The sequence below is a fragment of the Pararhodobacter sp. genome (assembly GCF_034676075.1).
Classification (GTDB): domain Bacteria; phylum Pseudomonadota; class Alphaproteobacteria; order Rhodobacterales; family Rhodobacteraceae; genus Pararhodobacter.
Map to the genome: position 1 here is coordinate 1 of NZ_JAUCCQ010000040.1, position 21114 is coordinate 21114.

Below are 21114 nucleotides of genomic sequence, written 5' to 3' on the forward strand. Positions count from 1 at the left end.
GAGGCGGGGGCATGAGCCTGTCGCTTCACGGCCGGACCGCGCTGGTCACCGGCGGCGCGCGCGGCATCGGGTTGGAACTCAGCCGCCAGCTTGTGGCGCGCGGCTGCCGGATCATCGTCGTCGGGCAGAGCCAGAGCCGTCTGACGGCGCTGGAACAGGCCTTTCCCGGCGCAATCGTCACCCGGCGCGCGGATCTGGCGTCGCGGGCGGAGGTCGACTGCCTCGTCGCCGATCTGGCCCGCGACCATCCCGGGATCGACCTGCTGATCAACAACGCCGGGGTGCAGGTGGAGATGGACCTCTTCGCACTGCCCCCGGCGCAGGCCACCGCCTTTGCCCGGCACGAGATCGCCACCAACCTCGACTCGGTCGTCGCCCTGACGCTGGGCCTGCTGCCGGTCCTCGCCCGGCAGGAACGGGCGGCGGTGGTCACCATCACCTCCGGCCTCGCCATCGCGCCCAAGGCCGCCTCGCCGGTCTATGGCGCGACCAAGGCGGCGGCGCGCTCGTTCACCCGGGCGCTGCGCTATCAATGCCAGCGCGCCGCGCCCCATCTGCAGGTAAGCGAGGCGATCATGTCGCTGGTCGCCACCGACATGACCGAGGGGCGCGGATCGGGCAAGATCACTCCGGCGCAGGCCGCCGCCGCGGTGCTGACGGGGCTGGAGCGGGGACAGGCCGAGATCTGGGTCGGCAAGGCGAAGCTGCTGCGCCTCGTCAACCGGATGTCCCCGGGGCTGGCCGCGCGCCTGTTGCGATAGCACCGGGGCCGCTCTGGACAAGCGCCGGACCGCATCCTAGCCTCGGCCCGGCAACGGAGGATGCGATGGCCCCTGAGGTGATGCGCGTGGCCGAGACCCCGGCCGACGACCCGCAGGCGGCGGCAACGCTGGCGCGCTCGCTGGGTCCCGGCCCCTTCGCGCTGGTGGTGGTCTTCGTCTCGCCCCGCGCGCCGGAACGCGAGCGTCAGGTGCGCGCTCTCTCCCGCGACCTGGCCCCGGCCCCGGTCATCGGCTGCACCACCGCGGGCGAGATCGCGGCGCAGGGTTACGCCGAGGGGATGATCGTCGCCGCCGCCTTCCCCGCCGCCCATTTCGCCGCCGAACCGCTGCTGATCCCGGATCTGTCGTCCCTCGACGCGCAGGCTGTGATCGGCGACCTGATCCGCGCCCGGGGGGCACTGGCCCGACGCCGCCCCGATTGGGAGCATGAGTTCGTTTATCTGCTGGTAGACGGCCTGTCGGCCAAGGAAGACGAACTCGCCTCGCTCCTCTCCCCCGGCCTGGGGGCCACGCCCCTGTTCGGCGGCTCGGCGGCCGATGGCACCCGGTTTCTGGAGACCTTCGTCTTCCACGGCGGCAAGGCCTTGCGCAACGCCGCCGTGGTGACGATCCTGCGCACCGATTGTCCGGTCAAGGTCTTCAAATTCGACCATTTCCGCCCGACCGACACCCGCATGGTGGTGACCCACGCCGATCCCGCCCGCCGCACCGTTCAGGCGATCAACGCCGAACCCGCCGCCCGCGAATACGCCCGCCTGCTGGGCAAGGATCCGGGCCAGCTGACCCCCTTCACCTTTGCCGCCCATCCGGTCGTGGTGCGGGTCGGCGGGCGCCACCATGTCCGCTCGATCCGGCAGGTGGACGAGAACGGCGATCTGATCTTCTATTCCGCCATCGACGAGGGGCTGGTGCTGACGCTGGCCGAACCTCTGGACATGGCGGATCATCTGGCGGGCGCGCTGGCCGGGCTCACCGGCGCCCAACGCCCCGCTGCGATCCTTGCCTGCGACTGCGTGCTGCGCCGGATGGAAGCGCAGGAAAAGCAGCTCACCGGCCGCATCTCTACCCTCCTGCGCGACCATGGCGTGACGGGCTTTTCCACATATGGCGAGCAGCTGAACGCCATGCATGTGAATCAGACGCTGACCGGCGTCGCCCTCTATCCGCCCGGGGCGGCCCCGTGAGCCCGCGCAGCCTTCTGAACCCCGAGGACAGCCCCGCCCGCCAGACCGACAAGCTCCTGCAGATCGTCGAGGTGCTGATGCGCCGGGTCGAGCAGGGCACCGACCTGTCAGGCGCCGCCTATGCCCAGTTCGAGCGCGCGGCGATGCTGGAGGAACAGGTCCGCGCCCGCACCCGCGAGCTGGAGGCGGCGCTGGACCTTCTGAACCAGTCGAACGCCCGCCTCGCCGCCGCCAACCGCGAGACCGAGGCCGCGCGCCGCAACCTCGCCGATGCCATCGAGACGGTGCAGGAGGGCTTCGGCCTCTTCGGTCCCGACGACGTGCTGGTCATGTGCAATTCGCGCTTCGGCCTGCAGCTGAGCGACATCCAGCCGGCGCTGGTGCCGGGGCTCAGCTTCGCGCGCTACGTGGAACTGGTCAGCGGCTCGGGCCAGCTGTCCCTGCCCGAAGGGGTCAGCGCCCAGGATTGGGCCGTGCTGCGCCTCAGGCGCCACCGCGACCGGTCCACCAACTTCACCGTGGCGCTGAAAGGCGACCGCTGGCTGCAGGTCAGCGAGCATCGCACCGGCGATGGCGGCACGGTGATCCTGCAGACCGATGTCACCGACATCATCCGCGCCGAACGCGAGGCCCGCGGGCGCCTCCTGGACGACCAGGCGCGGATCGTGCGGGCGACGCTCGACCACATCAGCCAGGGCGTCTGCATCTTCGATGCCGAGGCGCGGATGATCGGCTGGAACGAACGCGCCGCCGAATTGCTGGCCGTGAACCGCACCCGCTTTCGCCCCGGCCTCGCTTTCGACGATCTGGCCGGGCGCCTCTCGCCCGGCTCGCTGCGATTCGAGGGGCTGCGCGCCTGGGTTGGGGGGCCGACGCCGCGCCAGCCGCTGCGCTTCGAAGTCACGCGCGAAGGGGGCGTGGTACTCGACGCCTTCGCGCAGGAAATGCCGGATGGCGGTTTCGTGATCTCCTTCACCGATGTCACCGCCGAACGCCGCGCCATCGCCGGGCTGTCCCGCGCCAACGAGACGCTGGAAGCCCGCGTCGCCGCCCGCACGCTGGAGCTGGGCGAGGCGCTGGCCCATGCCGAACGCGCCAGTGCCACCCGCTCGCGCTTCGTCGCCGCCGCCAGCCACGACCTGCTGCAACCGCTCTCGGCCGCCAAGCTGTTCCTCGCCTCGATGGAGGACGAGGATCTGAACCCCCGGGCGATGGACGCGCTGGGCAAGACCCGCTCGGCCCTGCACTCGGTGGAAACCATCCTCGACGCGCTCCTCGACATCTCGCGGCTGGAAAGCGGGCGGCTGTCGGTGCGCCCCCAGCCCGTGCCGCTGGGCCCGCTTCTGGCCCGTCTGGCCGAGGAATTCGCCCCGATCGCCGCCGACAACGGGCTCAGCCTGCGCCTGCGGCCGACCGCCGCGGTGGTCGTCTCGGACCCGACCTGGCTGCGGCGCATCCTGCAGAACCTGATCGGCAATGCCCTGCGCTACACCGACCGGGGCGGCGTGCTGGTCGGCGTGCGCCACACTCAGGCCGGGATCCGGGCCGAGGTCACCGACACCGGCCCCGGCATCCCCGAGGCCGACCGCGAGGCGATCTTCCGCGAATTCCACCGCCTCAACGCCCGCGCCTCGGCCTCCGAGGGGATGGGCCTGGGCCTCGCCATCGTCGAGCGGGCCTCGGCGCTGCTCGGCCATGCCGTGACCCTCGATTCCCGCCTCGGCCGCGGCTCGCGCTTCGTCCTGCATCTGGGCCCCCCGGCCGAGGCCCCGGCCGCCGCCCCGCCCGCGCCGCCGGTCCCCCGTCCCGACCTGCCGCGCGACCTGATCGGCCTGCTGGTGGCCGCAGACAGCGACATGCGCCGCGCGCTCACCCATCTGCTGGATGGCTGGGGGGTCAATATCCTCGACGTGCCGGACCCGGACGAGGCGCTGGCGCTGATCGAGGAAATCGGCCTGCCGCCCGATTTCGTGCTGATCGACGCCCGCGCCGGGGACGAGGACGCGGGACTTGCCCTGATGCAGGACCTTGCCCGCCGCCACGGCCCCCTGCCCGCGCGCCTGCTGACCGCGACAAGGGCCGAACCCCTGCGGCTGCGCGCGCTCCGCGCCGGGGTGCCGCTTCTCTACAAGCCCCTCGACACCGGGCTCCTGCAACGCTTCGTCGCCTCCGCCGCGCGCCGCGACTGAGGACCTGTCCATTGGTCGCAAGCCCCCGCTCGGCGCTTGTATCGCGCCCGCCCGGCCCCCAGTATGGCCCGATGATCAGGGAGGATCCGGCGTGAGCCATCGCGACATCGCCAGTATCGACGCCGTCGAGGCGCTGCTGGCCGGCCAGAACTACATCTGCGGGCGCTCGCTCGCCACCGTCACCTTCCTCGCCCTGAAACTCGGCCGGCCGCTGTTTCTGGAAGGCGAGGCCGGGACCGGCAAGACCGAGATCGCCAAGGCCATCGCCGCGGCGCTGGGCCGCCGCCTGATCCGCCTGCAATGCTACGAGGGGCTGGATGCGGCCTCGGCCGTCTACGAATGGAACTTCGCCGCGCAGATGGTGGCGATCCGCGCCGCCGAGGCCACCGGTACCGGTGCCGAAAGCCTGCGCACCGACCTCTTCGGCCCCGACTACCTGATCGAGCGCCCCCTCCTGCAGGCCATGCGGCCCCAGGACGGCGGCGCGCCGGTGCTCCTGATCGACGAGATCGACCGTACCGACGAGCCTTTCGAGGCCTTCCTCCTGGAGGCGCTCGGCGATTTTCAGGTGACGATCCCCGAACTCGGCACCGTCAAGGCGCCCGAGCCGCCCATCGTCATCCTCACCTCGAACCGCACGCGCGAGGTGCATGACGCGCTGAAGCGCCGCTGCCTCTACCATTGGGTCGATTACCCGAATTTCGCCCGCGAGACCGAGATCCTGCAGGCCCGCGTCCCCGAGGCCGCCGCCGACCTCAGCCGCGAGGTGGTGGCCTTCGTCCAGCGCCTGAGGGGCGAGGACCTCTTCAAGCGCCCGGGCGTCGCCGAAACCATCGACTGGGCCAAATGCCTCCTCGCCCTCGACGTGATCGCGCTCAGCCCCGAGGTGATCGCCGACACCCTGGGCGCCATCCTCAAATACCAGGACGACATCGCCCGCCTGCAGGGCTCCGAGGCCAAGCGCCTTCTGGACGACGCGAAGAAATCCCTCGAAACCGCCTGACGCATCATCTTGCCAGAAATACTCCACGGGGGTCCCGGGGGTGTGAAACCCCCGGGCGCCGCCAAAAGCGAGACGCCCGATTTGGCCGAGCCCACGCTCCCCCTGCCCGACGACCCCAAGCTCACGGCGAATCTCACGCATTTCGCCCGGGCGCTGCGGAAGGCCGGGCTGCCGGTCGGCCCCGGCCGGGTGCTGACTGCCATCGAGGCGGTGCGGGCGGCGGGGTTCACGCGGCGCGAGGATTTCTACTGGACCCTGCACGCGGTCTTCGTCTCGCGCCCCGAGGAACGGCAGGTCTTCCATCAGGTCTTCCGCCTCTTCTGGCGCGATCCCCGCTACATGGAACACATGATGGCGCTGCTCCTGCCCGCGGTGAAGGGCGTGCAGGAGGAACAGAAAGCCGCCTCCGCCGCCAAGCGCGCGGCCGAGGCGCTGCTCGATGGGGCCGAGCCCCCCGCCCCGCCCGAGCGCGATGACAAGGATGACGAAGACGCGCTGATCGAGATCGACGCCAGTTTCACCGCCTCGTCCGAGGAAAAGCTCCGTGCCCTCGATTTCGAGCAGATGAATGCCGAGGAAGCGGCGCAGGCCCGGCGCATGCTGGCCCGCCTGTCGCTGCCGGTGAAGCCCCTGAAGACCCGCCGCCTGACCGCCGATCCGCTGGGCTCCCGCCCCGACTGGCGCCGCACGCTCAGGGGCGCGATGCGGACGGGCGGCGAGGTGCTGACGCTGGCCCGGCGGCAGCCCACGACGCGCTGGCCGGCGCTGGTGGTGCTCTGCGACATCTCGGGTTCGATGGCCTCCTATTCGCGGATGGTGCTGCATTTCGTCCATGCGGTCGCCAACCGGCAGGGCCAGGGCTGGGCGCGGGTCCATGCCTTCACCTTCGGGACGCGGCTGACCAATATCTCGCGCCACCTGAAGACCCGCGACGTGGACGCGGCGCTGAACGCGGCGGGGCACGAGGCGCGGGACTGGCAGGGCGGCACCCGGATCGGCGCCTGCCTGCACGAATTCAACCGCGACTGGTCGCGGCGGGTGCTGGGTCAGGGCGCGGTGGTCCTCTTGATCACCGACGGGCTGGACCGCGACGATCCGGCGCTGCTGACGAAAGAGATGGAGCGCCTGCATCTCTCGGCCCGGCGGCTGATCTGGCTGAACCCGCTGTTGCGCTGGGACGGGTTCGCGCCGCGCGCGCAGGGCGTGCGGGCCATGCTGCCGCATGTCGACACGCTCAGGGCCGGGCATTCCATCGCCTCGCTGGAAGCCCTGGCCGAGGCGCTGTCAGACCCCCGCGACCGGGGCGAGAAGGCGCGGCTGATGGCGATGCTGAACGGCTGAGCCCAGCGGGGCGGTCCGGGGCTCTGCGCGCCCCGGCCCCAAGTCGATCACAGAAATATCAACAGCTTGTCCGCCTTTGATTCATGGCGCCTGCACGATTGCGACCGAAGGTCGCGCCTTCCCCCCCCTTGGCTTTTCACCCCGCCCACCCCATCTGGATTGCAACGGTCGCGCTCTCCCTCCCAGCGGCCAGGCGACCCCGTCAGCCCATGGGGTCACACCTGCCGCCGCGCCTTCCTCCCGGGCGCGGCGGTCTTGGTTTCAGGCCCCTCCCGACACCCCCTGCGCGCCCCTGTCGCAGCTTATCTTCGGAACAAGCCGGGCCTCCGGGCGTTTACAGGCAACTTGAACGCTCAGAGGAGTTGCCATGCGACGCCCCCTTAAGACGACGACTGCCCTGGTGACCAGCTTCGCGCTGGCCGTGCCGGTGACCTTCCCGGCGATGGCCCAACAGGGCCGCGGCCCCGCGGAACTGCGGGCCGAACTCTGCAACGATGCGATGACGCCGGACGAGTGCAACGTCGCCGTGTCCGAGGCCCTGCAGGCCGAGGAAGCCAATGGCGCCGCCGCCGAGGACGTCACCCAGCCGCAGGCGGAAGCCGAGGCCGGGGCCGCCGCCGAAGGTAGCGCCGAGGGGGGCGCCGCGCCCTCGCTCGAGACGCTGACCGAGCAGCTGGGCGGTGCCGCCCAGGGCGAGGCCGAGGTTCAGGCCGAGACCGAGATCCAGCCGGAAGCCGAGCTCCAGACCGAGGCGCAAACTGAGGCCCAACCCGAGGCTCAGCCCGAAACCCTGCCCGCGCCAGAGGCTCAGGCCGAAGCGCCGGTCGAGGCCCAGCCCGAGGCCGAAGCCGAGGTTCAGGCCGAAGCGCCGGTAGAAACCCTGCCCGCGGCCGAAGCCGAGGTTCAGGCCGAAGCGCCCGCCGAAGCCCCCCTTGAGGCCCAACCCGAGGCTCAGGCCGAAGTTCAGGCCGAAACCCCGGTCGACCCGCAGCCCGAGGCCGAAGCCGCCGCCGAGGAAGATCCCTCGGTGCTGGACCGTCTGGTGAACGCGCTGGGTGGTGGCTCGGAGGAAGAAGCGACGGCCGAGGGCGAGACCCAGGCCGAAACCACCACCGAGGCTGAAGCCGCCACGGAAACCGAGACCACGACCGAAGCCGAAGCCGCCGCTGAGGCCGAGACGGCGACCGAGGAAGAACCCTCGACGCTGGACCGGATCGTCAACGCGCTGGGCGGGGGCTCGGACGAGGAAGCGACGACCGAGGCCACCGCCGAGGCCGAACAGGACGTGATCCCGACCGAACCCTCGGACGCCGCGACCGAAGCCGCGACCGGCGAAGCCGAAGCGCCCCTCGCCGCCACCGAATCCGGTGACGTGGTCGAGGAAAGCACCGAGACCGTGACCGAGGAAAACGCCCGCCTCTCGTCCGAGGATTACGCTGCGACCGACACCACCGCCGCGACCGAGGGCGAGGCTGCGGCCCAGCAGCAGGTCCAGGCCCAGGGCCAGCAGGAAGACGACAATTTCAACCGCTTCCTGCAGGGCGCGCTGGTCGGTGCCGCCGGGGCGCTGGTCGTCGGCGCGCTGCTGAACGACAACCGCGAGGTTGTCGGCACCTCGCCCGACCGTGTGGTGGTCCGCGACCGCAACGGCCATCTGCAGGTGCTGCGCGATGATGACGCGATCCTGCGCCAGCCGGGCAGCGAGGTCACGACCCGCCGCTATTCGGACGGCTCGTCGGAAACCGTGGTCCTGCAGCGCGACGGCAGCCAAGTGGTGACGGTGCGCAACGCCGAGGCCCGCGTGGTCAAGCGCGTGGTGATCCATGCCGATGGCTCTCGCACCATTCTCTTCGACGACACCCAGACCTACGAGCCGGTGGTGATCAGCCAGCTGCCCGAGCCCAACCGTCAGGCCCCGCGTCAGGTGGATCCGCAGGACGAACGGGCGCTGCGCGTGGCGCTGGAAAGCCAGGCGCCGGTGAACCGCGCCTTCTCGCTCAACCAGATCCGGCAGATCGACCGGGTGCGCTATCTGGCCCCGGCGGCGCAGGTGCAGAACATCACCTTCGATACCGGCTCGGCGGCGATCTCGCCCGATGAGGCGCGCAACCTGCTGGCGCTGGGCGAGCTGATGACCAGCATGATCGCCGAGAACCCGAACGAGGTGTTCCTGATCGAAGGCCACACCGACGCCGTGGGCAGCGATGTGATGAACCTGACGCTGTCCGACCGCCGTGCGGAATCGGTGGCCCGGGCGCTGACCGAATACTTCGGCGTCTCGCCCGCGAATATGGTGCTGCAGGGTTATGGCGAAAGCGATCTGCGCATCCGCACCGAGGCCGCGGAACGCGAGAACCGCCGCGTGGTGGTCCGCCGCATCACGCCGCTGCTGCAGGTCGCCTCGAACTGATCTGCGGTCTTGTGACCCTCGCCCCCGGCGCCTTTCGGTGCCGGGGGTTTTCCGTTGCCCCGCCTGCCCCTGCCCCAAAGGTCGCGCTGGCCTTCGGCCGAAACCGACCGCATAGTATGGAGCAGGAGGATCCCCCCATGCAGCCTGACGCCCCGCAGCACGACCGTATCCCCGAGATCGCCCTGGACTGGCACCGCGCCGGCAAGGGCGCGGCACTGGCGACGGTGATCGAGACCTGGGGCTCGGCCCCCCGTCAGCCCGGCTCGCAACTGGCGATTTCCGGCGAGGGCGAGATCATGGGCTCGGTCTCGGGCGGCTGCGTCGAAGGCGCGGTGGTGGTCGAGGCGCTGGAGGCGCTCGGCGATGGCACGCCCCGGGTCCTGACCTTCGGCGTGACGGACGAGACCGCGTTTTCGGTCGGCCTGGCCTGCGGCGGCACGATCCGGGTGCTGGTCGAACCCATCGGCAAGGGCATGCCCGTGGCGATGCTGGAAGCGGTGGTCGAGGCCCGCGCGGCCCGCAAGCCCCTGGCCTATGGCGTGACGATCGAGGGCTGGGAGCGGCGGCTTCTGGGGCCGTCGGACCTGCCGGAGCGCTTCCGGGCCGATCGCTCGGGGATGGAGGAAAGCGGCGAATTCATCGCCCTCTTCAACCCGCCCCTGCGGATGCTGATCGTCGGCGCCGTGCATATCGCGCAGGCGCTGGTGCCGATGGCGAAGCTCGCGGGCTATGACCCGGTGCTGATCGACCCGCGCGACGCCTTCGCCAGCGAGGGGCGCTTCCCCGATACCGTGATCCGCCACGACTGGCCGGACGAGGGGCTGCTGGCCGAGGGGCTGGACGCGCGGACCGCGGTGGTGACGCTGACCCATGACACCAAGCTCGACGATCCGGCGATCATCGCGGCGCTCCGCTCGGACGTGTTCTATCTCGGCTGCCTCGGCTCCACCCGGACCCATGCCAAGCGGCTGGAACGGCTGCGGGCGGCAGGGATCACCGAGGACCAGATCGCCCGCATCCATGCCCCCGTCGGCCTCGATATCGGCGCCAAGACCCCGGCCGAGATCGCCGTCTCGGTGCTGGCGCAGGTGACGCAGGTGTTGAGACAGGCGTGATGGAGTTCGGGCCCGTCGATCTTGAGGATGCGCTGGGGGCGGTGCTGGCGCATTCGGTGCCGCTGCCGGGCGGGCGGCTGAAAAAGGGCAAGGTGCTGCAAGCCGCGGATATCGCCGCGCTGCGCGAGGCGGGGCGCGCGCGGGTCATCGCTGCGCGGCTGGGGCCGGCCGATATGGGCGAGGATGCGGCGGCGCTGGCGCTGGCCGAGGCGCTGGTGGCGGGCTCGCAGGGGCTGGAATTGCAACCCGTTGGCACCGGACGGGTCAATGTCATGGCCAAGGGCGCCGGGATCGCCCGGATCGACCCGGCCAAGGTCGCAGCGGTGAACAACGCCGATCCGGCGATCACCCTCGCCACCGTGCCGGAATGGCACCGGATGGAGCCCCGCGGCATGGTGGCGACGGTGAAGATCATCGCCTACGGGCTTGAGAAGGCGTCGGTTTCCGCCGCCTGCGCCGCAGGGCACGGGGCGCTGGATCTGGCGCTGCCGGTGCTGAGTGACGCGGTGATGATCGAGACCGTGGTCGGCGAGGGACTGGGCGACAAGGGCCACCGCGTGACCGAAGAGCGCCTGCAGCGGCTGGGTGTGAAGCTCGGGCCGGAAGTGCTTGTTCCTCATGAGGAAACCGCGCTGGCCGAGGCGCTGGCGCAGGCCCGGGGCGCGCTGATCCTGATCCTCACCGCCTCGGCCACCTCGGATATCCGCGACGTGGCGCCCTCGGCGCTGCGACGCGCGGGCGGCGTGGTCGAGCATTTCGGCATGCCGGTCGATCCGGGCAATCTGCTGTTCATCGGCTCGCTGAACGGCGTGCCGGTCGTGGGCCTGCCCGGCTGCGCCCGCTCGCCCGCCCTGAACGGCGCCGATTGGGTGCTGGAGCGGCTGATCTGCGGCGTGCCGGTCACCGGCGCCGACATCCGCGGCATGGGCGTGGGCGGGTTGCTCAAGGACATTCCGACCCGGCCCCGTCCCCGCGACCGGAAGGGTTAGGGCAACAGGAGCGAGGCGTCGCCGTAGGAGAAGAAGCGGTAGCGTTCGGCCACCGCGTGGTCATAGATCGCGCGGATCCTGTCGGCCCCCATCAGCGCCGAGACCAGCATCAGGAGGGTCGATTTCGGCAGGTGGAAATTGGTGATCAGCCCATCCGCCGCATGGAAGGTGAAGCCCGGGTAGATGAAGATATCCGTCTCGCCCCGCCAGGGCTCGACCCGGCCCGAGCGCGCCGCGCTCTCGATCAGCCTGAGCGCGGTGGTGCCAACCGGAATGATCCGCCCGCCCGCGGCTTTCGTCGCGTTGATCTCCGCCGCGGCTTCGGGCGTGACCTCGCCCCATTCGGCATGCATGCGGTGGGTGGTCACGTCCTCGACCTTGACCGGCAGGAAGGTCCCCGCGCCGACATGCAGCGTCACCTCGGTGAAATCGACACCCATCGCGCGCAGGTCATCCAGAAGCGGCTGGTCGAAATGCAGGCTCGCGGTGGGCGCCGCCACCGCGCCGCGCTCGCGGGCGAAGACCGGCTGGTAATCCTCGCGGTCCTGGGCGTCGGCCGGGCGGCGGCTTTCGATATAGGGCGGCAGCGGCATGCGGCCCGCTTCCTCCAGCGCGGCGTCGAAGGCGGGGCCGGTCAGGTCGAAGGCCAGCACCGCCTCACGCTCGTCCTTGCCCGCCACCACGGCCGTGAGCCCAGCCCCGAAGTCCAGCCGGTCGCCCGGGGCCAGCTTGCGCAGGGGTCGCGCCAGCACCCGCCAGCCGCCCGCAGGCTCTGGATTCAGCAGCGTCACCTCGACCTTGGCGCGGCCCGAGCCGTCCTTTGTCGCGCGCAGACGCTCGCCGAACAGGCGCGCGGGAATGACGCGGGTGTTGTTCAGGACCAGCCGGTCACCCGGGCGCAGGATCCCGACCAGATCGCGGACATGGCGGTCGGTGATCCCGTCCCCCTCGGCCAGCAGGAGCCGCGCGGCAGGGCGCGGCTTCATCGGCCGGGTGGCGATCAGATCCTCGGGCAGGTCAAAATCAAAATCGCTGAGCTTCACGCGGCCGATCCTTCACTTTTCCGCCCCGCCCCCCTTTATCCCCGCGCCCGCCCGACTACAACTTAGGCAACCAGAGGAGAGCACCATGGATATCGGCGACAAGGCCCCCGACTTCACCGCCCCCGACCACGACGGCACCAGCGTCACCCTGAGCGAATTGCGCGGGCAGCCGGTGGTCCTGTACTTCTACCCCAAGGACGATACCCCCGGCTGCACGCAGGAAGCCAAGGATTTCACCGAACTGGGCCATGCCTTCGAGGCCGCGGGCGCGGTGGTGATCGGCGTCAGCAAGGACAGCGTGAAGAAGCATGAGAAGTTCAAGCTGAAGCACGATCTGGGCGTGATCCTCGTGTCCGACGAAGAGGGCGACATCTGCGAGCGCTACGGCGTCTGGGGCGAGAAATCCATGTATGGCAAGACCTTCATGGGCATCACCCGCGCCACCTTCCTGATCGACGGCCAGGGACAGATCGCCCGGATCTGGCCCAAGGTCAGCGTCAAGGGCCACGCCGAAGAGGTGCTGGCCGCGGTCGAGGCGATGGTGCGCCCGGCCTGAGGGCCCTTCCCCGGCCTGCCCTTGCCTGAGGGGGCCGGACCTTATATCAGACCGACCAGGCAGGGGGCCGTCGCGGCCCCCTCTCCCTATGCTGAACAGGTGATCCGATGCGCGCAGAAACCCAGAACACGGTCGAGGCGATCCAGAAATCGCTGCACCTGCTTGCGCAACGGATGGATTGGGAAACCGCCAAGCATCGGCTCGAGGAATTCGACGCGATGATCGAGGACCCGAACCTGTGGAACGACCCGGCCCGCGCCCAGAAGCTGATGCGCGAGCGTCAGCAGCTGATGGAAGCGGTCTCGACCTATGAATCGATCAGCCGCGACCTGAACGACAATGTCGAGCTGATCGAGCTGGGCGAGATGGAAGACGACAAGGATGTCGTCGCCGAAGCCGAAGCCGCGCTAAAGGCGCTGGGCGAAAAGGCGGCGGCGAAGGAGCTGGAGGCGCTGCTCGATGGCGAGGCCGACGGCAACGACACCTTCCTGGAGATCAACGCCGGCGCCGGCGGGACCGAGGCCTGCGACTGGGCCGAGATGCTGCAGCGGATGTATGTCCGCTGGGCGGAAAAGCGCGGCTACAAGGTCGAGCTGCAATCTGAGGAAGCGGGCGCCGAGGCGGGGATCAAGTCGGCCTCCTACCGGATCAGCGGGCCCAATGCCTATGGCTGGCTGAAGTCGGAATCGGGCGTACATCGCCTGGTGCGGATCTCGCCCTTCGGCAAGGGCACGCGCGAGACGTCCTTTGCCTCGATCTGGGTCTATCCGGTCGTTGACGACAATATCGAGATCGAGGTCCCGGCCAACGAGATCCGCATCGACACCTACCGGTCGTCCGGTGCCGGCGGGCAGCACGTCAACACCACCGACTCGGCGGTGCGGATCACCCACATCCCGACCGGGATCGTGGTGACCAGCTCGATGAAATCCCAGCACCAGAACCGCGAGGCGGCGATGAACGCGCTGAAGGCGCGGCTCTATCAGATGGAGCTGGACAAGCGGAATGCGGCGATCACCGCGGCGCATGAGAACAAGGGCGATGCGGGCTGGGGCAACCAGATCCGCAGCTATGTGCTGCAGCCCTATCAGATGGTGAAGGATCTGCGGACCCAGTACGAGACCTCGGACACGCAGGGGGTGCTGGACGGCGATCTGGACGGCTTCATGGCCGCCACCTTGGCCCAGCAGGTCGCGGGCAAGAGCCGCGCCGACGCGCAGGGCGAGTGAGCCCGGCGCCGGGATTGATCCTCAGACCTTCAGGCCGGGCACGAATTTCGCCAGCAGGCTGAAGTCCTTGACCGCCGGGACGTTGTGCCGGCGCGAGGCGCTGATGGTGGCATCGAGGCGCGAAATCGCCATCAGGTCGTCATAGAGGTCGAACGAGGCGCGCGGGGCAGGAATGCGGGTCATGGCAGGTACTCCGGTTACTCGGGGCGCGCCGTTGGGGCGCTGATACAGCTAAGACGCCCGAACCCTTAAGAAGGTTCAAAGTTACCCTACGTTCTTTCGCTTTTTCGCGCTCAGAGGCCCAGTCCGGCCCGGATCGAGGGCAAAAGCGCCGCTGCGACCAGCCCCACGGCCACGCCCAGCCCGATGCGCAGCACTTTCGACCGGATGCCGCCCGCGCCGTATCCCAGCGCGGCGCAGACGGCAGCGTAATAGCTCATCGTCACCGGATCCATGGCGGGTTCCTCCCTGCCCCCATGCTGCCACCAGGCGGGGCCTTTGCCTAGCGGGTGCCTGTGTGCATGGCGATTGATCGTCCGCCCGCCTGTGTTAGCCTTGCGGGGCGCCCGCGCGATCCGTGACCGGGCGTCAAGGGAGGAGCCTGTGACCGACACACAACCCGAGCCCGCGGGGCGGCTGGCGGCCGAGCCCTCGACCATCCCGCCCCCGGCGGCGATCACCCCTGCCGTCCTGCGCGAGGTGCTGGCGCTGGGCTGGCGGGATTTCCGCCGCGCGCCCTTCTACGGGATCGTCTTCAGCGCCTTCTACGTGCTGGGCGGGCTGATCATGTACGCGATCTTCGCCGCCTCGGCGGCGGAATACTGGTTCATCCCGATCGCCGTAGGCTTCCCGATCCTCGCCCCTTTCGCTGCGACCGGCCTCTACGAGGTCAGCCGACGGCTGGAAAAGGGCCAGCCCCTCGGCCTGCGCTCGGTCTTCGCCATCGTCTTCGCGCAGAAGGACCGGCAGGTGCCGTCAATGGCGATGTTCGTCATGCTGGTCTTCATGTTCTGGGTCTTCATCGCCCATACGATCTTTGCGCTGTTCTTCGGCCTGGCGCCGATCACCGGCTCGACCTGGAGCATGCTGCTCAGCGGCAATGGCTTGATGATGCTGCTGGTGGGCTCGGTCTTCGGCGGGGTGATGGCGACGCTGTTCTACGCGCTGACCGTGGTCAGCCTGCCGCTGATCCTTGACCGCGAGGTCGATTTCATCAGCGCCATGATCGCGAGCTTCGGCTGCGTGACGACCAACCCGGTGACCATGGCGCTCTGGGCCGCGATCATCGCCGGGGCGCTGTTCCTGGGCATGCTGCCGCTGTTCCTGGGGCTCTTCGTGGTGCTGCCGGTCTTCGGCCATGCCAGTTGGCACCTTTACCGGCGCCTGCTGCCGCCCGAGGGCTGAGCCGAAACGCAAAACGGGGGGCCGCTGGCCCCCCGCTTCCTGTCTCTGGATCGGTCCGCGCTTATTGCGAGGCTTTGCTGTCCATCGGCGCCTTGGGGGCGGCGGGGCGGCTGGCTTCGGCGGGCATCGAGGGACGCGCAGCCGGAGCAGCAGCAGGCTGCGGCGCGGCAGCGGCCGGACGCGGGGCCGACGAGGCGGTGGCGCTGGCGGCGGCCGACTGGCTCGACGAGGCCAGCGGGTCGTCCTGACGTTGCACGGAACCCTCGAAATGGGCGCCCGATTCGATGGCGATGGTCTTGTGGATGATGTCCCCCTCGACCCGCGCGGTCGAGGTCAGGCGGACCTTGAGGCCGCGCACCCGGCCGATGACCCGGCCGTTGATGACGATGTCATCGGCGATGATCTCGCCGCGGATGGTGGCGCTTTCGCCCACGGTCAGCAGATGGGCGCGGATGTCGCCATCGACGACGCCCTCGATCACCACATCGCCCGAGGTGCGGATGTTGCCCGAGATCTGCAGATCGGCCGACAGCACCGAGGCCGCGGGCTTGGGTTTCGGCGCCGAGCCGGCACCCACATTGCCGCCCATGTCGAGCGAGGGCCGCGAGACCGGCGCCGAGACCGGCGCGGAGGCTGCCGATTCGGACGCGCGCGGAGCTTCCGCGCGGCCGGCGGTTTCGTTGATCCTGCTCTTAGAAAACATTCTGTGCTGCCCTTATGTAGGTCATGGGATTGATGGGGTTGCCACCGACACGGATCTCGTAGTGCAGATGCGTGCCCGTCGAGCGGCCAGTCGATCCCATACCACCGATACGGTCCCCGCGCGAGACCCTTTGGCCTTCTCTCACGCCGATGCTACTGAGATGGGCGTAGCGGGTTTCGAAGCCGAAATCGTGCTGGATGATGATCAGATTGCCGTAACCGCTTTGCCGGCCGGCGAAACTCACGGTGCCATCGGCCGTGGCATGGATCGCGGTGCCCCGGGCGCCGCCGAAATCCTGACCGGCATGAAGCCGCCGACCGCCGGTGATCGGGTCGCTGCGATAGCCGAAGGGCGAGTTGACGCGCACGCTGCTGACCGGCAGCGCGAAGGGGGTGCGCTGCAGGGCGATGCGGTAGGCGTCGATTTCCTCGAGCGCGGCCAGCACGGAATTGGCGCGCACCTCGTCGGAATCGGGGTCGAGCGTGCCCGAGGTCGAGATCGAGATCGGCTGCAGCGAGGCCGAGCGCGTCTGATAGCCCGCCCGCACCTGCCGCAGCAGCGTTTCCGACGACAGGCCCGCGGCGCTGAACATCCGTTCCAGCGGCTGGATCGAGCTTTCGACCGCCTGTTCCAGCTGGGTGAAGATGCGCGTGTTGCGGTCCTGGATCAGCCGGTATTCCAGCGCCAGATGTTCGGCCTGACGGGCGGCGCCATCGGCCACGGCGCGGATCTGTTCGCGCTCGTCGGCGGTGCGGTCCAGCGCGGTCAGCACGAAGTCGAGGGTCTGTTCGACCTCGTCGAGGTCCTCGGTTGTCTGGGCCAGTTGCGAATTGGCGTCCAGCGCTTCCAGTTCGGCCAGCTGCGCCTCGGCCTGGTCGCGGGCGGTGGTGGTGCTGTGCAGCGTCGCCTGCAGCGCGTCGATCCCGCGGGTCAGTTCGGCGTTGCGCTGCTCGCCTTCCATCAGCGCGGTCTGCATGTTGGCCACGCGGTCCATCGCCTCGCCATAGCGGCGGTACGAGGCCTGAACCTCGATCAGGGCGTTGTCACGCTGCGCGGCCATCTCGTTCAGGCGCGTCTCGAAATAGCTTTGCTCGCGGCGGGCGCTTTCGCGCAGGTCGTTCGAGCCTATCACCTCGAAGAACAGGATCGAGGTGGCGACCAGGCTCCAGGCCATATAGCCCGAGGCGATGGCCAGGATGGATGCTTGCGCGACGGGTCGCAGACGGACGAACCGGGTGCTGGTCTCGGAACGCAGGAACAGGCGTTTCTCGGGCAGAAAGCGCTCGAGCTTGGTATTCAGGTGGTCGATCCAGGCCCTCACAGGTCCCCCTCGCGATTGAACGGCGCAGGTTACCCTCCGCTGACCACGGCCGCGGAGGTTGGGGAAACTGTTAACGAGCGCTTTTCAGGCAGGCAACCATTTTGGCCGGGCGGTTCCCTTTGCATCGGCAACGTTCCGCCGGATCGGCGAAAAACCGCCGAAATCGAATCGCTTACGGCTTTGTGTTGCGGCTGTGCCCCGCGGGAGACACCTCATCGGCCAGCGGCCAATAGAAATCAGGGGGAATCCCGGCCTCGGCGCGCTTTTCCTCGTTGAACGGCGGCTTCAGCGCGCCGTGGAAATAGCGCCGCACCAGATCGTGGAAGGCTTCCTTGGGGTCGATATCGCCCCGGCCACAGAGGAAGTGGAACCATTTGGAGCCATAGGCGACATGGCTGACCTCTTCGGCGTAGATTGTCTCCAATGCGGAAACGGCGCCCGGCAGATCGGCCTTCTGGAACAGCGCGATCATCGACGGCGTGACATCGAGTCCCCGCGCCTCCAGCACCATGGGCACCACGGCGAGTCGCCCCAGCAGGTCGTCGCGGGTATCCGCCGCCGCCCGCCACATGAAGGCATGCGCGGGCAAGGCGCCGTAATGCGAGCCCAGGCTCTCAAGGACGTCGCAGACCAGGTTGAAATGCTTCGATTCCTCGGCCGCGGCCTTCACCCAGTCGTCGTAGAAACCCATCGGCATCTTCGTCGCGGTGAACCGGGCGATGATGTCCCAATGCAGATCGACCGCGTTCAGCTCGATATGCGCCACCGCATGCAGCAGCGCCAGCCGCCCCGCGGCGCTGCCCGGCCGCCGCCGGGGCATGTCGCGCGGGTTCAGGAGTTCGGGCTTTTCCGGCCGGGCCGGGTTGTCGGGCGGGTTGCCGGTGCCGATGGGCATCGGCCTGCCCGCGTCCCGGCCCGCAAACCACGCCTCGGCGCAGCGCTTCGACAGCGCGGTCTTGGCGCGGCCATCGGCGGTGGTCAGCACCGCATCGGCGCAGTCGGCAAGGGTCGCGGGCAGGTCGGTCATGGGTCTTCCGTCATTCGTCTTCCAGCGCGATCAGGGCGGCGCCTGCCTCGACCTGCTGGCCCGCGCCCGCCAGGACTTCGGCAACGATGCCGTCGCGACCGGCGGTCAGCGTATGTTCCATCTTCATCGCCTCCAGTACCGCAAGTCGGGCGCCCTTGACCACCGCCTCGCCCTTGGTGACGAAGACCGCCTTCACCAGCCCCGGCATCGGCGCCAGCACCACGCCCGCCGCGGCCCCGGCATCGGCCTCTCGCGCCAGAGGATCGGGAAGGGTGAAATGCACGATGCGCGCCCCGAAGACCGAGACCCTGCCCGCCGCGGTCAGCGCCGCCTCGGGCGCGCGGGTGCCGTCGATCCACCAGGTCCCGGCGCGGCGCTCGGCTTCCAACTCCCGCGCGCCGATCCTGAGCGTCCAATTGGGCGCCGTGCGGGTCAGGACGACATTCCAGCGCTGGTCGCCCATTTCCAGGGTCACGGTCTGTCGCAAGGGCGTCCAGAGGGCGAAACCCTCAAGCGCCCCGCCCTGCCCCGCCCCCGCCGCCGTCAGCGCCGCCAGCGCCACCGTCGCATCCTCGACCGGCGGCTCGGCGGTCAGGCTGGCGATGTCGCGACCGATGAGGCCTGTGTCCACGTCGCCCCGCGCGAAGCCCGCATGCCGGGTCAGCGCACCGAGGAAGGCGAGGTTCGTGACCGAACCCGCCACCTGCGTCCCCTCCAGCGCGGCGCGCAGCCGGGCCAGCGCCACGGCACGGGTCGGGCCATGGGTGATGATCTTGGCGATCATCGGGTCGTACCAGGGGCTGATCGTATCCCCGGGCCGCACGCCCGAATCGATCCGCGCGCCCTCGGGGAAGCTCAGGTGGGTCAGCGTGCCGGTGGCAGGCAGGAAGCCCGCCGGCACGTCCTCGGCATAGAGCCGGGCCTCGAAGGCATGACCGTGGATCGCCAGATCCTCCTGCCTTGCGGGCAGATCCTCGCCCGAAGCCACGCGCAGCTGCCATTCCACCAGATCGACGCCGGTGATCAGCTCGGTCACCGGGTGTTCCACCTGAAGGCGGGTGTTCATCTCCATGAACCAGAAACCATCGGGGCGGAGGCCCTTGGAGCCATCGACGATGAATTCGACGGTCCCCGCCCCCTTGTAACCGATCGCCTCGGCCGCGCGGACGGCGGCCTGCCCCATGGCGGCGCGCATCGCATCGGTCATGCCGGGGGCGGGCGCCTCCTCGATGACCTTCTGGTGGCGGCGTTGCAGGGAGCAGTCGCGTTCAAAGAGGTGCACGGCGCGGGTGCCGTCGCCGAAGACCTGCACCTCGATATGGCGCGGCTGCTCGATGTATTTCTCGATCAGCACGGCGGCATTGCCAAAGGCAGTCGCCGCCTCGCCCTGGGCACTTTCCAGCGCGGCGCGGAAATCCTGCGGCCGTTCGACCAGCCGCATGCCCTTGCCGCCGCCGCCCGCCACGGCCTTGATCAGCACCGGATAGCCCACGCCATCCGCGGCGCCCGCCAGATGCTCGGGGTCCTGATTGGCGCCCATGTAGCCCGGGACCACCGGCACACCCGCCTCATGCATCAGCGCCTTCGCCGCGTCCTTGAGGCCCATGGCGCGGATCGCGCTGGCCGAGGGGCCGATGAAGGTCAGGCCCGCAGCCTCGACCGCCTCGACGAAATCGGGGTTCTCCGACAGGAAGCCATAGCCGGGGTGGATGGCTTTGGCGCCGGTGGCAAGCGCCGCGGCGATGATCCGGTCGCCGCGCAGGTAGCTGTCCGCCGGCCGCGGCCCGCCGATATGCACCGCCTGATCGGCCAGCGCGACATGGGCGGCGCCCGCGTCGGCGTCGGAATAGACGGCGATGGTGCGCACGCCCAGCGCCCGGGCAGAGCGGATCACGCGGCAGGCGATTTCGCCACGGTTGGCGATCAGGATGCAGTCGAACATGGGCGGACCTCCGGTCGGACAGCGCCCGGCGCGGCGCCTTGGGCACCGGCCGGGTCACGGGGGAAAAGGGGAAATGCCGATTGCACCGCGCGGAGGGAACCGGCGGCGGTGCGGATCGGGTTATCGGGAAAAGCGGCGCGGTGCGCGGATGCCCCGCGCGTCAGGCGCAGGGATCGCGGGGCGGCGTCGGCACCAGCCGGTGAACCGGGATACCGTCGGCCAGCATCAGCACCAGATGCGCGCGCGGTTCCTCGACGAAGGCCAGCGTTTCGGCCTGCCAGACCTGTGCCCTGAGCGAGATATGCGCCCTGAGGCCCCACCAGGCCTCGGCCAGGCAGCGGGCGCCCAGCACCGGCGGCGAGGACAGGCCCATGACATGGTGATGCCGCACCTCGTGGTCCACGCAGGACAATTCGACGGTATTGCCGTCCACCACCGACAGCAACTGGCAGCCCGAGGTCGAGATCACCGCGGCGCTGCCGCCGGTGACCCCGGCAATGGCTCCGGCGACCGGCGCCAGGATCAGCATGACCAGCGCGGCCAGCATCATGCGCGGCGTGGTCCAGCGGCTGCGCCGCCGACGGCCTTCCTGGGCGATGCTGCGGCGCAGATTGCGCAGATCGCCGGGCGACGGGATGCGTCGCACGCAGGCAGGAGAGGAGAGGTGGGTTACACGGGGCATGATCCCCAAAATCTCCCGCCAATACGGCGGAAATTGGGCGGTTTCCCGCAGCTTTTCGGGGATTCGACGTTAATGTTGGCGCCAACATGCCTTGATGGGCGCGTGCAACGGCTCCGCTGCCCCCGGGCCGGGTGCCGCGGATCGTCGCGCAACCTGAGCGCGAATCATCTTTTGCTAACCACAATCCTGCCGCG

19 protein-coding genes are annotated in these 21114 nt (G+C 69.5%); 11 read left to right on the forward strand and 8 right to left on the reverse strand.

What is annotated here, in order from left to right; translation table 11 throughout:
• The 8 genes from VDQ18_RS12490 to VDQ18_RS12525 all read left to right on the forward strand — a co-directional run.
• A partial coding sequence (locus VDQ18_RS12490; protein WP_323021265.1) for an SDR family oxidoreductase occupies positions 1 to 761 on the forward strand: 761 nt, incomplete at its 5' end.
• A gap of 65 nt (positions 762 to 826) precedes the next feature.
• Positions 827 to 1966: an FIST N-terminal domain-containing protein gene (locus tag VDQ18_RS12495; RefSeq protein ID WP_323021266.1), complete on the forward strand. Its 1140-nt coding sequence runs from the start codon at positions 827 to 829 to the stop codon at positions 1964 to 1966.
• Positions 1963 to 4155: a PAS-domain containing protein gene (locus VDQ18_RS12500; protein WP_323021267.1), complete on the forward strand. Its 2193-nt coding sequence runs from the start codon at positions 1963 to 1965 to the stop codon at positions 4153 to 4155. Before VDQ18_RS12495 ends, VDQ18_RS12500 begins: the two co-directional genes overlap by 4 nt.
• 91 nt (positions 4156 to 4246) lie before the next feature.
• Positions 4247 to 5158 (forward strand): MoxR family ATPase, encoded by a 912-nt coding sequence (locus tag VDQ18_RS12505; RefSeq protein ID WP_323021268.1) that lies wholly within the window; start codon positions 4247 to 4249, stop codon positions 5156 to 5158.
• 42 nt (positions 5159 to 5200) lie between these two features.
• Positions 5201 to 6499 (forward strand): VWA domain-containing protein, encoded by a 1299-nt coding sequence (locus VDQ18_RS12510; RefSeq protein WP_323021269.1) that lies wholly within the window; start codon positions 5201 to 5203, stop codon positions 6497 to 6499.
• A 367-nt stretch (positions 6500 to 6866) separates the two neighbouring features.
• Complete coding sequence (locus tag VDQ18_RS12515; protein ID WP_323021270.1) at positions 6867 to 8909, forward strand: OmpA family protein; 2043 nt, start codon at positions 6867 to 6869, stop codon at positions 8907 to 8909.
• A 137-nt stretch (positions 8910 to 9046) separates the two neighbouring features.
• Positions 9047 to 10024, forward strand: coding sequence for an XdhC family protein (locus VDQ18_RS12520; protein WP_323021271.1), 978 nt, complete (start codon positions 9047 to 9049; stop codon positions 10022 to 10024).
• A complete protein-coding gene (locus VDQ18_RS12525; protein WP_323021272.1) occupies positions 10024 to 11013 on the forward strand; it encodes a molybdopterin-binding protein in 990 nt (329 codons plus the stop codon). Before VDQ18_RS12520 ends, VDQ18_RS12525 begins: the two co-directional genes overlap by 1 nt.
• Here VDQ18_RS12525 and queA read toward each other — a convergent pair.
• Positions 11010 to 12056 (reverse strand): tRNA preQ1(34) S-adenosylmethionine ribosyltransferase-isomerase QueA, encoded by a 1047-nt coding sequence (queA, locus tag VDQ18_RS12530; RefSeq protein ID WP_323021273.1) that lies wholly within the window; start codon positions 12054 to 12056, stop codon positions 11010 to 11012. The two genes, VDQ18_RS12525 and queA, sit on opposite strands and share 4 nt — an antisense overlap.
• Positions 12057 to 12141: 85 nt before the next feature.
• Between queA and bcp the strand changes: the two genes are divergently transcribed.
• Positions 12142 to 12612: a thioredoxin-dependent thiol peroxidase gene (bcp, locus tag VDQ18_RS12535; RefSeq protein WP_323021274.1), complete on the forward strand. Its 471-nt coding sequence runs from the start codon at positions 12142 to 12144 to the stop codon at positions 12610 to 12612.
• Positions 12613 to 12719: 107 nt separating this feature from the next.
• Entirely contained in the window at positions 12720 to 13841 is a 1122-nt protein-coding gene (prfB, locus tag VDQ18_RS12540) for a peptide chain release factor 2 (RefSeq protein ID WP_323021275.1), read from the forward strand.
• A gap of 21 nt (positions 13842 to 13862) precedes the next feature.
• Here prfB and VDQ18_RS12545 read toward each other — a convergent pair whose 3' ends face one another.
• A complete protein-coding gene (locus VDQ18_RS12545; RefSeq protein ID WP_323021276.1) occupies positions 13863 to 14024 on the reverse strand; it encodes a hypothetical protein in 162 nt (53 codons plus the stop codon).
• Positions 14025 to 14134: 110 nt separating this feature from the next.
• On the reverse strand, positions 14135 to 14296 hold the full coding sequence (locus tag VDQ18_RS12550) for a hypothetical protein (RefSeq protein WP_323021277.1): 162 nt from the start codon (positions 14294 to 14296) through the stop codon (positions 14135 to 14137).
• Positions 14297 to 14444: 148 nt separating this feature from the next.
• Here VDQ18_RS12550 and VDQ18_RS12555 point away from each other — a divergent pair, with 148 nt between their 5' ends.
• A complete protein-coding gene (locus tag VDQ18_RS12555) occupies positions 14445 to 15245 on the forward strand; it encodes a DUF2189 domain-containing protein (protein WP_323021278.1) in 801 nt (266 codons plus the stop codon).
• Between the two features lie 61 nt (positions 15246 to 15306).
• On the opposite strand, the gene VDQ18_RS12560 is transcribed toward VDQ18_RS12555, so the two are convergent.
• From VDQ18_RS12560 to VDQ18_RS12580, 5 genes are all read right to left on the reverse strand, one after another.
• Positions 15307 to 15948, reverse strand: a complete 642-nt coding sequence (locus tag VDQ18_RS12560) for a polymer-forming cytoskeletal protein (RefSeq protein WP_323021279.1) — start codon at positions 15946 to 15948, stop codon at positions 15307 to 15309.
• Positions 15938 to 17269 carry a DUF5930 domain-containing protein gene (locus VDQ18_RS12565; RefSeq protein WP_323021280.1) on the reverse strand — a complete coding sequence of 444 codons (1332 nt, stop codon included), beginning with the start codon at positions 17267 to 17269 and terminating at the stop codon, positions 15938 to 15940. The genes VDQ18_RS12560 and VDQ18_RS12565 overlap by 11 nt, the downstream gene beginning before the upstream one ends.
• A gap of 172 nt (positions 17270 to 17441) precedes the next feature.
• Entirely contained in the window at positions 17442 to 18296 is an 855-nt protein-coding gene (locus VDQ18_RS12570; protein ID WP_323021281.1) for a ferritin-like domain-containing protein, read from the reverse strand.
• A 10-nt stretch (positions 18297 to 18306) separates the two neighbouring features.
• Entirely contained in the window at positions 18307 to 20238 is a 1932-nt protein-coding gene (locus VDQ18_RS12575) for an acetyl/propionyl/methylcrotonyl-CoA carboxylase subunit alpha (protein ID WP_323021282.1), read from the reverse strand.
• A 160-nt stretch (positions 20239 to 20398) separates the two neighbouring features.
• Positions 20399 to 20920: a hypothetical protein gene (locus VDQ18_RS12580; RefSeq protein WP_323021283.1), complete on the reverse strand. Its 522-nt coding sequence runs from the start codon at positions 20918 to 20920 to the stop codon at positions 20399 to 20401.
• Between the last annotated feature and the right edge of the window lie 194 nt (positions 20921 to 21114).